At 59.1% G+C, this 14,079-nt stretch carries 10 protein-coding genes and 1 pseudogene; 7 read left to right on the top strand and 4 right to left on the bottom strand.

The window, feature by feature from the left end:
• Positions 1 to 318 precede the first annotated feature (318 nt).
• Positions 319 to 2,265: pseudogene (locus B0G81_RS10760) on the top strand (response regulator); the annotation flags it as partial.
• Between the two features lie 403 nt (positions 2,266 to 2,668).
• Here B0G81_RS10760 and B0G81_RS10765 read toward each other — a convergent pair.
• Complete coding sequence (locus tag B0G81_RS10765) at positions 2,669 to 3,622, bottom strand: IS5 family transposase (protein ID WP_132374016.1); 954 nt, start codon at positions 3,620 to 3,622, stop codon at positions 2,669 to 2,671.
• A gap of 366 nt (positions 3,623 to 3,988) precedes the next feature.
• On the opposite strand from B0G81_RS10765, the gene B0G81_RS10770 reads away from it, so the two are divergent.
• From B0G81_RS10770 to istB, 5 genes are all read left to right on the top strand, one after another.
• Positions 3,989 to 4,675: a hypothetical protein gene (locus B0G81_RS10770; RefSeq protein WP_134135174.1), complete on the top strand. Its 687-nt coding sequence runs from the start codon at positions 3,989 to 3,991 to the stop codon at positions 4,673 to 4,675.
• Positions 4,676 to 5,286: 611 nt separating this feature from the next.
• Positions 5,287 to 6,675 carry a group II intron reverse transcriptase/maturase gene (gene ltrA, locus B0G81_RS10780; protein ID WP_134135176.1) on the top strand — a complete coding sequence of 463 codons (1,389 nt, stop codon included), beginning with the start codon at positions 5,287 to 5,289 and terminating at the stop codon, positions 6,673 to 6,675.
• 869 nt (positions 6,676 to 7,544) lie between these two features.
• Positions 7,545 to 8,804, top strand: a complete 1,260-nt coding sequence (locus tag B0G81_RS10790) for a GGDEF domain-containing protein (RefSeq protein ID WP_243856416.1) — start codon at positions 7,545 to 7,547, stop codon at positions 8,802 to 8,804.
• Positions 8,805 to 9,509: 705 nt separating this feature from the next.
• Positions 9,510 to 11,036, top strand: a complete 1,527-nt coding sequence (gene istA, locus B0G81_RS10795) for an IS21 family transposase (RefSeq protein ID WP_208328607.1) — start codon at positions 9,510 to 9,512, stop codon at positions 11,034 to 11,036.
• Positions 11,037 to 11,041: 5 nt separating this feature from the next.
• Positions 11,042 to 11,830 (top strand): IS21-like element helper ATPase IstB, encoded by a 789-nt coding sequence (istB, locus tag B0G81_RS10800; RefSeq protein WP_134135178.1) that lies wholly within the window; start codon positions 11,042 to 11,044, stop codon positions 11,828 to 11,830.
• On the opposite strand, the gene B0G81_RS10805 is transcribed toward istB, so the two are convergent.
• The 3 genes from B0G81_RS10805 to B0G81_RS10810 are packed head-to-tail and all read right to left on the bottom strand — an operon-like array spanning position 11,714 to position 13,433.
• Positions 11,714 to 12,676 (bottom strand): MFS transporter, encoded by a 963-nt coding sequence (locus B0G81_RS10805; RefSeq protein ID WP_347877446.1) that lies wholly within the window; start codon positions 12,674 to 12,676, stop codon positions 11,714 to 11,716. The genes istB and B0G81_RS10805 overlap by 117 nt on opposite strands.
• Positions 12,677 to 12,844 (bottom strand): MFS transporter, encoded by a 168-nt coding sequence (locus B0G81_RS43575; RefSeq protein ID WP_166678955.1) that lies wholly within the window; start codon positions 12,842 to 12,844, stop codon positions 12,677 to 12,679.
• Positions 12,845 to 12,869: 25 nt separating this feature from the next.
• Positions 12,870 to 13,433 carry a DNA cytosine methyltransferase gene (locus tag B0G81_RS10810; protein WP_243856417.1) on the bottom strand — a complete coding sequence of 188 codons (564 nt, stop codon included), beginning with the start codon at positions 13,431 to 13,433 and terminating at the stop codon, positions 12,870 to 12,872.
• Between the two features lie 220 nt (positions 13,434 to 13,653).
• Between B0G81_RS10810 and B0G81_RS10815 the strand changes: the two genes are divergently transcribed.
• Positions 13,654 to 14,061 (top strand): HU family DNA-binding protein, encoded by a 408-nt coding sequence (locus tag B0G81_RS10815; protein WP_166678956.1) that lies wholly within the window; start codon positions 13,654 to 13,656, stop codon positions 14,059 to 14,061.
• Positions 14,062 to 14,079 lie beyond the last annotated feature (18 nt).

The following is a 14,079-nucleotide window of genomic DNA, read 5'->3' on the forward strand; positions in this document are numbered from 1 at the left end:
GCAGCCAGTTTTGTCGAGTTGGCGACTTGGGGCACCGCCGACAAACGTGCCAAGCGTACTTCCTTGCTAAAATACATTGCTCGTTGCGTCGCTGACCACATGCGACCGGCTCCACGAGAGTGCACTCGGGGCGAGCGCATCATACGATGGGGAAAAGAGCGATGACACCAGCCAGTGACTTTCCGTCTCCCGGCCTTGACGGCCAGGCGCGGGCGGAGTTGCTCTGCTACCTTGTCGCCGCCCAGCTTCTGGGCCGCACCAGAAGCGGCTCGCGGTTACGTACGGACCATCTGGTCGAATCGATGCGGATGTGGGCCAGTAACCGATTACTCAATCTTCATGCTGTCCCGCGAGGGACACGTGACGAACTGGAATCTGGGCGCCGCACGCATCAAGGGCTATCAGGCCAGCGAGGTGATCGGGACGCACTTCCGGCGGTTCTATACACCAGAAGACGCGGCCCAGGGGCTGCCCGAACTTGGCCTGCAGACGGCGACGATAGAAGGGCGGTTCGAGACCGAGGGCTGGCGGGTCCGGAAAGATGGCAGCCGGTTTTGGGCCAATGTGGTCATTGATGCAATCCGGGACGAACAAGGCGAGCTGGTTGGCTTCGCCAAGATCGCCCGCGACATCACGGAGCGCAAGACTGCTCACGAGCAGCTGGAAAAAGCGCGAGCGGCGCTGCTTCAGTCGCAGAAGATGGAGGCGCTCGGGAAGCTGACGGGCGGCGTCGCGCACGATTTCAACAACGTGCTGCAGGTGTTACGCGGCAACCTCGAACTGCTCGAAGGCCGTCACGGGCGCGATGCCTGGACACACGAGCGTCTGTACAAGGCAATCGAAGCCGTCGACCACGGCGCCAAGCTCGCCTCCCAACTGCTCACATTCGGCCGCCGTCAGGCATTGCAGCCGCTTGTCGTGAACCTGGCGGTCATGCTGCGCGGCATGGACGACCTGCTCAGGGGGGCGTTGGGTGAAGTCATTGACGTCGAGACCGTCATCGCGGGCGGGCTGTGGAACACACTGGTCGACCCTAACCATCTCGAGAATGTGGTGTTGAATCTGGCCATCAATGCGCGCGATGCCATGCCCGACGGCGGCAAGCTGACGCTCGAACTGTCCAACGCCATGCTGGACGAGCACTATACCGCCTTGACCGAGGATGTTCGCGACGGACAATACGTGTTAATGGCCGTCACCGACACGGGCACCGGGATGACGCGCGAGGTCCTCGATCGGGCCTTTGATCCCTTCTTTACGACCAAGCCGGAAGGACAGGGCACCGGCCTGGGCCTGAGCATGGCGTACGGTTTCATCAAGCAGAGCGGAGGTCACGTCAGGATTTACAGCGAAGCTGGCCACGGGACAACCGTGAAGATCTACCTGCCCCGCTCGATGGAAAAAGCCGTCGATCTCGAACCTGCTCAGCCCGTCGCGCTCACTGGCGGGGTCGAGACGATTCTTGTTGTCGAAGACGACAGACGCGTCCAGGCCACGGCCGTCGAAACGCTCAGGCAACTGGGTTACACGGTCCTCAAGGCAGATGACGCCCAGAGCGCGCTCGTGATCATTCAAAGCGGGGTGCATATCGATCTGATGTTCACCGACGTGGTGATGCCCGGAACCATGCGCACCACCGAACTCGCCAAACTGGCGACCCGGCTGCTGCCACATCTGAAGGTGCTGTTCACCTCGGGCTATACCCAGAATGCAATCGTCCATGGCGGTCGGCTAGATCCAGGCGTGCAACTGCTGGGCAAGCCCTACAGCCGGGAGCAGCTCGCATCAAAAATCCGCCGGATACTGGGAGCGAACGACACCGCAAGCGCGCAACCGTCGCTTCCCTCGTCGCCGGCCGTCCCGCTTCGACAAGAGCCGTCGCGAGTGCCCGCAAGCCTGACAATCCTCGTCGTGGATGATGACCACAGCTCGCGGGAGGCGACCAGTGAATTGCTCATCAGCATAGGGTACGAAGTGCGTCAGGCTGCCGATGCAGAGACAGGGCTCGGCGTCTTGATGACTGGAAAGATTGACGTGCTTCTGACGGATATCGTCCTGCCTGGACGGTCGGGCGTTGAACTCGCCAAAGAGGCCATTGAACGCCGTCCGGGCATCAGGATAGTCTTTGTATCAGGTGGTACTGCACCGACGCCGGAAGAGGTGGGGTTCGATTGCGCGTCGCTGCGCAAGCCGTTCACGATCGGGCAATTGCATGCGCTTCTCACAGCGATGCAGGGAGCCGGCAGCGAGCGACGAGACAGGTGAGTCGTCGGCAGTCGACCTGGAATATCGCCTGCTGGCCTGCTGGCAGGCATGTCAGGTAAGCTCGATGCTTCGTGAGGTTTTCGCCAGTCGCCCAAGCGGCTGCATGAACAGATGAGTGTTCTTGGTCTCATCGGTGCTCGCAAATGCTGCGAGCGTCTTGCTAACGGCAACCTGCAGATGCTCGTACTCGGTGCGATTGCCGACCACGCCTTTGGCGAGTTCACGTCAGATGGTTTCCGCGCGGGAGATCTAAGGAAGGTCTGCACAACTCGTTTTCAGAGCGCTGATTTTTTGACACTTGGGGCGTATCAGCCGTAAGCGTCTGCTGGCAGGTTGTTCGTCTGGCTTTTCAGGTATGACGACCTCCGTTTGCCGAGACTCACGGCCTTTACCTCCGAGCGTTTCACGCCTTGCGTAATGCCTTGCGTGCCATCCAGAGGTTGCCCAGCGCAAACAGTGTCGTGATCTGCGCGGTGTTCTTCAACAATCCCCGGTACCGCGTCTTCGTATAGCCAAACTGCTGCTTGAGCACGCGGAACGGATGTTCAACCTTGGCGCGCACGCCAGCCTTCAGACGCTCAATCTGGTTGTATATCGCGTCCAGACGATTGTTCAGGTCCAGTTGTCGACGCTTGCCTGGTCGCATCGCTACATGCCAGCGTACCGGGTTCGCCTGACAGCGCTTCTCAATACCCTGATATCCGGCGTCAGCGTACACATCCTTTTCCTGGCCGTGCAACAGCGCTTCGGCCGCAATGATGTCGTGGACGTTGGCCGCCGTACCAATGACGGTGTGGACCAGACCCGACTCCGCGTCCACGCCGATGTGGGCTTTCATCCCGAAGTACCATTGATTTCCCTTCTTCGTCTGGTGCATCTCCGGGTCCCGTGTACCGGAGCCGTTCTTCGTCGAACTGGGTGCGGAAATCAAGGTCGCGTCGACCGCCGACCCTGCCTTCAACATCAAGCCTTTCTCGGTCAGGATCTCATTGACCAGCGTGAGCATCTGCGCGGCCAGGCCGTGCGTTTCGAGAAGGTGCCGGAACCGCAGAATCGTGCTCTCGTCCGGCAAACGCGTCATACCTTCGTTCAGCCCCGCAAACTCGCGATACAGCGGCACGTCATAAAGCGCCTCTTCCATCGCAGGGTCTGACAGACCAAACCACTGCTGCATGAAGTGGATCTGCAGCATCGTCGCAACCGGAAATGGTGGCCTTCCAGTCTTGCCCCTCGGATAGTGCGGTTCGATCAACGCAATCAACCTTGACCATGGCACAACGCGCCTCATCTCATCGAGAAATTCCCGCTTGCGCGTACGTTTCGTTGAAAGATCCAGACCAAGACCGAGCTGTGTCATCGACGAACTCCTTTAACTCGCGTTCTCCCAGGATAGGCCAACCAGACTTCAACGCCAGGACTTTTGCAGACTTTCCCTAAAACAGGATGTACACCGAGAAACGTTTCCCGGTCGTTCGCCCACCCCAGTTGCCAAGCCGCCAGCGAATGCCGTTGGACCGAGATCGGCCAACTATAGCCGTTGGTTCGCGCCTTCACTCGGCCATTGAGACGTCGGCTTCACCCCGCACAACGGACCCATACGTCCCGGTCGTGTGCCCACCTACTGCTGCGCACAAGGCCTGCACGAATTGCTGTCTCTCGCGATATGATCAGTGCGAGACCGATCTCAAACCATAAGACCAATTCTAATTGAAGGGAACCGTCAATGTACGAAGTAACGCGAGATTGGCAAATACTCTTGAAATTTGGGCAACGCCAGCACATCGAATCTTTTCATCGCGAGGGTCTGTTGTACATGAATCCGAGTCACTATTTTTCAATACTCGAAGACGACCATGTTAGAGCGGATCGTTTCGAAAGCACGGATCAAATTCAACAACCACATGACTTTGCACATATTCGTGTCGAAGCTGTCGATGACGGTAAAGTTATTTGGATAAAACCGGAGGATTTGGTCGGGCCGGTTCTTTTCAATTTTGGCCGGCCTGACCACAATATCTTTTGTATGTTTGCAGTTGGACACCCGGGAGATGATTTCATCGTCGATGAGAGGAATTTTGCGTTCGGCGACTCGTTCATTATCGTTCTTAACACTCAAGCGTTTATTGATCGAGTTTGCGCAGCTGCTGTCGTAGCTGGTTTCGAGTGCCAATATGGGCCGATCGAGTACTACGACGTCAACACGCATTCAGGCGAAACGGGCTCGTTCCGGAAACCCTCGCATTTCGCCTATCAGCAGGAATTCCGATTTGCGCTTTCTCCGGGTGTGAAGACGCCAGTCAGACTTACCCTTGGCGATCTATCGGATATTACCAGTCCAATCCATGCCTTATCGGATATTAATACGTTGGTCACTTGGAGCACTGAGCGTTCGCGAGAGGCCGACCTTTAAGCTACGGTTCAAGCGAGCAAGCCGCCATAAATGCTCTAGTAGTTGGCAATCGGTCGTTCATCGGCCATATGCAAAGCTTTCCATATGGCCGACGAAGTGCCGACCGACTCGATGAAATGAATGACCGCAGCGCCCTAAAAGCTGCCAAAGAGGCGTCGCCTGATCCAAGGTCCCTTGAGGGTGTGCGCCGTGAAAAGGCGGCGTTTTCCAGCGGGTGCAAGCCCCGCCCGGCAACCGCTCCAGCCGGAAGCAACTGAAGCAGTCATGGAGGTAACGAAGTGGCTGAAGCCTCTGGTAATGCGTGTCACGAATAGGTGACAGCGCGAGTGTGCAGGCCGTAACGCGAGTGAACGCCGAGCAAACCTCGAAAAGGACGATGCGCAGGCCGACCCGGCAACCCTATCGGGGAAGGCTGATACGACTGGGTGAATGAGCAGGCTGGACGCCCAGTCGCTGCGCCGGGGTAGTGGCGACAGCATGTACACAAGGAAAGCGTACGCAACACGGGAAGTCCCTCGGCGTGGTCAGGGATGACCAACCGGACGCCCGCGAGGGACAGGCCGGGCGCCTTGGGATGACGGAGAGGCCCGTAGTACCGGTGAAGCCGGGTAATGCCGGTGGAGGGAAGGGGCCTCAGTTCAAGACAGACGCAATACGTAGTGAGGACGTGGAGATTGGGCAACCTATCAACTCCGATTCGTGTTCAGAAGCTGCAGATGGCGTTACACGCGAAAGCGAAGGCAGAAGCCGGGTATCGCTTTTACGCGCTGTACGACAAGATCTATCGCGAGGATGTGCTGGCGCATGCGTACGCACAGTGTCGATCGAACAAGGGCGCACCGGGTGTCGATCGACAGGACTTCGCGGAGGTCGAAGCGTACGGGGTGCAGAAGTGCCTCGGCGAACTGGCGCTTGCGCTCAGGCAGGAGACTTACCGGCCGGACCCTATCAGAAGAGTGTTTATCCCGAAGGCCAACGGCAAGCTGAGGCCATTGGGTATCTCGACCCTGCGGGATCGGGTGTGCATGACAGCAGCGATGCTGGTGCTCGAACCGATCTTCGAAGCGGACCTTCCACCGGAGCAGTACGCTTATCGTGCGGGCCGCAATGCCCAGCAGGCGGTGATCGAGGTGGAGGAGCGGTTGCATCGAGGGCAAACGGACGTTGTTGACGCTGATCTCGCGGACTACTTTGGAAGTATTCCGCACGCCGATTTGATGTTGTCGCTCGCGCGACGCATCGTTGATCGGCGTGTGCTGCATCTGATCAGGATGTGGCTGGAATGCCCCGTTGAAGAAACCGATGACCGAGGTCGGCAGAAACGGACGACGGAGGCTCGAGACAATCGGCGCGGGATTCCACAGGGCTCCCCCATCGCACCACTGCTGGCGAATGTTTACATGCGCCGGTTCGTGCTGGCGTGGAAGAAGCTCGGGCTTCAGCGCAGTCTTGGCAGTCGAATAGTGACCTACGCAGACGATCTCGTGATCCTGTGCAAGCGAGGCAAGGCTGAAGAGGCGTTGCTGAAACTGCGCGAGATCATGAGCAAGCTGAAGCTGACGGTCAACGAGGAGAAGACGCGAATCTGCAAGGTGCCAGAAGGTGAGTTCGACTTCCTGGGTTTTACGTTTGGGCGGATGTACTCGGCAACGACTGGTCAGGCCCGTATGGGCATGAAGCCGTCGAAGAAGAGTATCCGGCGCATGGTCGAAAAGATTCATGCAATGACCGCCCTCAGGACGGTATGGCAAGAGACCACGGAGTTGGTGGGCAAGTTGAACCGCACGTTGCGCGGCTGGGCGAATTACTTCCAGGTAGGAAGCGTCAGCCGGGCATACCGAGCAATCGACAGCTACACCGCGACGCGGTTGCGCCGGTGGCTACGCAACAAGTACAAGCTCAGACGTCGCAGGGGCGGGACTTATCCATCCCCGCATCTCTACGGGTACTTCGGTCTCGTACGTCTGAGCGCACGTGGGGGCGTAGCCTGGCGTGTGTGAAGGCGTGATGTCTTGTCCGAGAGCCCAGTGCGGGAGATCTGCACGCTGGGTTCGATGAGCGGGATGTGGAAACGGGGTTACGGCGAGGTTATTGGGGCACCGCCAGACGAAAGCGGCGGTAACAGACAAACCGAGCCTACCGCTACCGCGCCACATCTCGACTCTACCGGTTTGACGCGTTGCCGTTGGGCCGGGTTCGGCGAAGGCGACGAATGCGTACAGTCGGCCAGGAAATCCGTGTGCCGTTCAAGGGCCGTCACCACGTGCTTGAGCTTCCTGCAAGGAAAGCAAGAGATTCGCGTGCGCCCGCCTGGATGGACATTCACAAGGCGTATAGAGGTGAAGGTGCGCGAGCTGTTAAAAGCCACACGGAAAGGCAGAAGCTTGCCGCGCGGCAGTGCGAAAGGCAACCTTGATGGGGGCGTTCACGTCTCTGTCCTTCTGCAGGATCGGCCGCGAGCCAGCGAACAATGTGAACAGATTCGTACACACTAAAACTAGCGGTCGAATATGCCTTTTGCATGGAATCCCGCGCCTGCGAGGATCGATGCGCTCGGTCGTCGGACGCCGGTCGGCGAGGAGCATAGGTCGAGGTTGTCGTTCAGTTTGGCTAACGGGGGCCCGTTTGCCCTCTCTCTATGGCCGCCGTGCGGGAAGGCAATTGCGGCCGGAACTGCTTCAAGCCGGCCAATAAGGGACCTTCGCCGACGACAGAAGAATCGCTGAATCCTGCTCACAACAGTGTCGGACTCGAGGCCCGATGCAACACTCTCGCATTATCCCGAGGGCTCCCCTCACCGGGCGTACAATCCTCTGACCATATCGGGCGCCCACTCAATTTTTGAGGGAGTCGCAAATGACAACTGACGGTGCGCACCCCGAAAACCATCACTCCACAGGCCCTGCGATGTCGTGGCCGGCAGCGGAGAACGAGCCACACGCCCGCTCAGATAACGCCCAATCAAATCGTTCAATTGATCATCCCAGGGATCGCGGCAGTTTTTTCGCTCGGTTTTGCCTGCGCATGGATCTACGATAGGCGACTGCGCTATCTGCGCTTTCTCGCCGCATCATTCGTTGCATTCGCACTTGGCTCAGCGGTGCAGATCTGTCACCTGCCGGATGAATGGCGATTGAACGCGCTTGTATCGGCAACGTTTTATATCTCAAGCATTCAGCTGTTGGCAGAAGGTGTTCTGCGCAGAGCGGGGCTTCACTTGCGGCTAGTGACGCATACGTCGATATTCGTTCTGGTGCTGGGCGGCATGTATTATTTTTCCTTTGTGACGTCGAACCTGCTCGTGCGAGTCTACATCTTGAATCTCAGCGCCGGGGTGCTGATGATGTTGACCGCGCTCCGTTTCAGGAAACACTGCAATGGACGCACTGTCAATCGCGTTCTTCTCTGGGCGCTGCTGATCTTCGGCGCCAGTTTCTTCATCAGCACGCCGCTCACCACGATCCGCCCCCTGCCTCATAGCACTGCACCGTTCGGGCAGACCCTTTTCTGGGTCTTGCTTCAATTGTCGCTCGCTCTGATGGGCGCTGTGTTAGGGCTCGTGCTGCTTGCCGCCGCGATGTCGGATGTGATTGACAGACTGAAGCTTGAGCGTGATCTCGACCCACTTACCGAAACGTTCAACCGGCGTGCGTTCGAACGTCTGGCGCGCCGCTGTGTCGCGGACAAGCAAAGCTATCCGCTCGCGCTGATCGCTTTCGACATCGATAAATTCAAATCCATCAACGACCGTTACGGGCATGCAGCCGGCGACGTAGTACTACGCCAGTTCGCCGCAATCCTGCGCACCGCAGTGCGCGAGAAGGACGTGGTGGCGCGCATCGGCGGCGAGGAGTTTGTGCTGCTGCTGCACGTTGACGACAAACTCGCGTATCAGACCGCCGAGCGCGTGCGTACCGTCCTGGAGTCTTCACGCTTCGATCAAATCGACACTAGGCTGTGCGTCACGACGAGTGCCGGGATTGCCCGGTATCGGCCCGGCGAGGCGGTCGGGGAGTTGCTAGCGCGGGCCGATCACCTGCTCTATGCGGCGAAGCGTGCAGGAAGGAACCGGGTGGTCACGGAGCTGTCAGGTCAGAGGTGGGATGTCCCCGAGCTTGACATCGTGTGATCGCTCCAAGGCCGGCAAGCACTCAAACCGTTCCGTAGGGAGGAGAGGGCATGCGTAAATCGGTTCGCGGTCCAGTTCAGTTGAGTCCTCCTGAGTGCCGTAATTGGGACGTGTCGCCTTGTCAGCTCTTCACGGGCCAGAGCGCGAGGTCACAAAAGGTCCTGCACTATTGCACTAGGTTTCCTGGCTGTTTTTTCGGGCTCTGGCAGGCCAATTGGGACATTCGACTGAGGCAGCAAGACCGTTGACATCTAGCGCAGCGCCTCTACCTTAGGAGCATCGAAGTCCGACGAAGTGTTTTCGGAAGAATCAGTGCGGCTCCCGCGAAGCTCATCGCAGCAACACTTCCAAGCGTCGCCCACGTTTCGAGCGACATCGCGTTCAGGATTAGCCAGCTTCCGGCATAGTAACCGGCTGCGCCACTCAACGCGCCTGCAGCACTCAACACGCCGAAGGACGTGTGTCACTGACCGGCGTTATGGAGCCATTCCGGGATCGGCGTAAAGGAGCCACCCGATGATCGGCGCATAGGCGCCAGCGCAGGATCGGCGTTATGGCGCCAGTCCGTGACCGGCGTAAAGAAGCCAGTCGATGATCGGCGTATAGGCGCCACCCGCGCCGGGTGTTGAATGCGATTCGAACTTTCCAGATGGGTACGCTCCGTTCTTTCTGAACGGAGTGTCCATGACCAACCGGAGGTTCGAATTGTTTGAGTACCGTCAAGTCCTTGTCCGCATGCGGCAAGGCGATTCCGATCGCGACATTGGGCGTAGCGGCCTGATGGGTCGCAAGAAGTTGACCGCTGTTCGTCGTATGGCCGGCGAGCGTGGCTGGCTAAATCCCGGGCAGCCGTTGCCTGACGATACCGTGATCGCCGGCGTGTTCGGCCGCACTCCACACTTGCCGAGCACGTGCGTGTCCACGCTCGAGCCGTTTCGTGAGCAGATCCGTGACTGGCATGACGCCGGCGTGCAGGGCACGACGATTCACCACGCGCTGAAACGCAACCATGGCTATACCGGCAGCTACTCGGCGGTGCGCCGTATCCTGTTGGGCCTGAAGGCCGAACGCGGCGTACCGACCACGACGATCCTTGAGTTCGCGCCGGCTGAGGCCGCACAGGTCGACTTCGGCGCCGGGCCGGTACTGGCGCATGAATCGGGCGCACAGATCAAGACGTGGTTCTTCGTCATGACCCTGTGCTGGTCACGGCACCAGTATGTCGAGCTCGTGCTGGACCAGACCGTTGAGACATGGCTGGCCTGCCACCGTCGCGCCTTTGAGTGGCTTGGCGGCTGCCCGGGCCGCATCATCATCGACAACGCGAAGTGCGCGATCACCAAAGCCTGCATGTACAGCCCGGAGGTCCAGCGCTCATATGCCGCGCTCGCCGAGGGATACGGCTTCCGGATCGACGCGTGCCCACCGCATGACCCACAGAAGAAGGGAATCGTTGAATCGGGCGTCAAGTATGTCAAGAAATCCTTTATGCCGCTGCGCACGTTCCGCGACCTGACCGATGCCAACCGGCAGTTGCGCGAATGGATCATGCAGCAGGCCAGTACCCGCGAGCACGGCACGACACGCGAGCAGCCGCTGGCGCGCTTCGCCATCGAGAAGCCGCTGCTCACGACGCTGCCTGACGTTGCGCCGGTGCTGGCTGTATGGAGCGAGGTCAAGGTGCATACGGACGGACACATCGTCTACAGGAAGGCGCTGTACTCCGCGCCGTTCACGCTGGTTGGCAAGAGCCTGTGGCTCAAGTCCACCGATACGATTGTGCAGCTATTCCACCAGCACGAACTCGTCGCGACCCATCCGCGGCTGCGCAAGCCCGGTGATCGCCACACGGTGCGTGACCATCAGCCGCCGGCGGCGCAGGCGTGGCTCGAACACGATCCGCAGTGGTGCCTGGCCCGGGCGAAGGAGATCGGGCCATCCTGTCACGCGCTGGTCCTTGCGATGTTCAACGACAAGGTGCTGGTCAACCTGCGTGGCGTACAGGGCATCGTCCGTATGCGCGAGAAGTTCGGCGATCAACGACTGGACGCCGCGTGCGAGCGTGCGCTTGCATTCGCGAGCCCGAAGTACCGCACCGTCAAGACCATTCTCGACAAGGGACTGGACAGCCAGCCCGCCGCAGCAGCAGCGCAAACGTCAGCGGCGCCTGCTGACACCTACGTCAACGGCGGCCGCTTCGGTCGTGACCTCCATTCCCTTCTCCTTCACTGACCATCATGAATCCGAGTCCTGAACTCAATACGATCCTCAAGCAACTGCGCCTGTCCGGCGTACTCGACTCGCTCGAGCAGCGCAACCGTCAGGCGATCGACGGACAGCTCGCCTACACCGAATTCCTCGCCATGCTCCTGCATGATGAGGTCGCGCGGCGGGACCAGAAGAAGCTCGGCGCGCGTCTCGTGCGCGCCGGCTTCGGGCTAGGCAAGACGCTGGAGACGTTCAACTTCGACCGGCTGCCGAAGCTCAACCGCGCGCACATCCACGATCTCGCCACCGGTCGTTACATCGACGAGAAGGTGGCAATCCTGATGGTCGGTCAAACGGGCGTCGGCAAGTCCCACATTGCCCAGGCGCTGGGTCACTGCGCTGCGCGTCAGGGGCGTGACGTGCTGTTCGTCACGCAAACCGACCTGATCAGGAAGCTGCATGCGGCCCGCGCCACGGGCCTCTACGAGCGTAAGTTCCAGCAGTTCGTGCGCGTGCCGCTGCTGATCATTGACGACTTCGCGCTCAAACCCCTGCGCGCGCCACACGACGAAGACTTCCACGACCTGGTGGCGGCCAGGTATGAGCGGGCGGCTACCATCCTGACATCCAATCTCGATCTCAGCGAATGGGGCGATGCCTTCCCCGACAACCGGGTTCTCGGCGCCGCGACACTCGACCGGCTACGCCATGGTGCCTATCGCATCGTCATCGAGGGCGAGAGCTTCCGCAAGCCCAAACCGATGCCTGAAAGCGGCGAAAACGCCGTTGCAAAATCCAGTAAAAAACCGCATTCTTGAGGCCGTTCGAATCCGCGTTTGACACCACTTCCAACTGGCGCCATTACGGCGATCATCCCCGGCGTCATTACGCCGATCCGTGACAGACGTGGCCTGATTTCCATCGACCGCTAGCGAGCCGGTCATCGTTTCCAGTGCCGGAAGCATGACTGTCTCGATGATCGTATATCCTGCGATGAATGGCAGAAACCATGCGAGATCATTGCACGCAGCCACGCTGGCGAAGGCGACCGCAGCAGCCAGATAGGCATACATCGTTGAGATCGCTGGGTTTATCCGGGCAAGCCAGCGCTTCGCAGCCAGCATGAATGCCAGTCCGATCACGCCATTCACAACATAGACAGCTGATGCGGCGTACGGACCCGCGAGACGCTCGGCATGCAAGGGAAACGCGACATAAACCTGCGGAAACAGAAAGAACCACGGCAAAGAAACCACGATCAAGCGCCATAGATTGCGATTAGTCGCAGCGGCGCGCAGATTGACCAGAACGGCACGGCGATTCGCTGTCTCGGATGACCCGATTGTTGATCGGGACATAGTCGCACCCAGCACGCCAAATAAAAGTGCACTCGCAGCGAAGGCGAAACGGGCATCGATCAGGGCCGCCATTCCGTCGACCATGGGGCCGACCGCCGTGCCCATGTTCAGCATCTGGTTGTTCGCTGCGAACAGGGCAGAATGCGATGCCTTCGGCTGGCGGCCGAAAGTTCCGTACAGACCAGCCTCGTAACATGCAACGCCCGACCCAGCCGCGAAAGCGAAGCACACCCAGGCGGTCACATCGTTCGTGACGCTGAATCCGAGAAATCCCAATCCTCTCAACCAAAGCCCTAAGGCCAACATTCACCGGGAGCCGAAGCGGTCAGCGACCGCGCCGGCAATCAGCGGCAACGTCTGGGCGGAAAGCAGATTCGCCGACATTACGGTCGCAAGCGCCACGGAGCTGAAGTGCAGCGTCATCGACATGCGCAGCGCAAGAAGCGGAACGGTCATGAAGTGTGAGGCGTTCATCACGCCTTGCATCCGCAACAATGCCCTAATGTCGCGTGAAAAAGTCGGACTGGTCGAATGGGTATTGGCGAGCATCTTGCATCCTTGTAATTGAAAGGATGACCGCAAAGTCCCGATCTCGACACGACGCAGGTGAAGAGAGGATGCGGTCGACGTTCTCAAGGATGAGATATTTGACTGGCGCTCTGTCATCCAGGCGTTGCCTCAGCAGCTTCGCGATGGACCACCACAGGACCCCCTTCTTGCTAGCGAGACCGTCCGACGATGAGAGCGGCTTTGCGACGCTATAGTCCTGACACGGAAATCCGCCAACGACGACATCCGGACGCGCATTGCGGATTGCATCACGACCGGACTCAGATTCGAGAACCTGAAAGATGTCTTCGTTAATGTGCGGGTCTGCTGGCCAGTGCGACCGGTAAATGTCGCTTGCGTGCTGCTTTTTCCTCAAGGGCTCAAACTGGTTGCTCAAGGTGACCTGGAACGGAGCGCCGTGCACGGCTTCCAGTCCCAGACGGAAGCCACCGACACGCGCGAAAAGTTCGATGACGTTGAGCTGTTCATTATTTTGCTGCTTCTGCGCTGACATCCTGTTTCCTTGTAGAGATGGAAACAGGTGCAGCGACCGGGTTTTAGCCGGGACGACTCCTTATTGTGCGGTATCGGCCATTGGCGGCTGGTTCAGGAGCGCGGAAAAACCGGCAGTTGACAGTTCAAAATGGAAGCGTAAGCGACAGGCCGGTACGGCGGTACGTGTCACTGCGCAATGCGGTTATCGCACCTCGCACTGGCTGGAAGCGTGTGTAGAAATGCTCGCGTGGCTGTGGCGTGCCGAGTATGGACTGCACGAGGACGTCTCACTCCATGCACCACATTGCATCGCAAGCTCGATTCGATGTAGTGTTCAACCTGTTCATAAACAACATACTAGAGGAGCGACAATGAACAAGCAGGAGCTGATTGACGCCGTGGCATCTGTCACCGGTGGTGGGAAGGCATTCACCGGTGAAACGATTGATGCGATTGATGCGACGGTGTCGAATGCTGTGTCGAATGGAGAGGCGGTCCAACTGATTGGATTTGGTTCGTTCTCGACGGGAACGCGGGCGGCGCGTACGGAGCGTAATCCGTCCACCGGTGAGAAAATTCATATCCTCGCTGTCAAGACCGTCAAATTTTCGCCGGGTAAGGCATTTAAGAATCCGCTCAACACATAGTGTCAGCCGGCGCAGCGC

Source organism: Paraburkholderia sp. BL6665CI2N2, from assembly GCF_004366535.1.
Classification (GTDB): domain Bacteria; phylum Pseudomonadota; class Gammaproteobacteria; order Burkholderiales; family Burkholderiaceae; genus Paraburkholderia.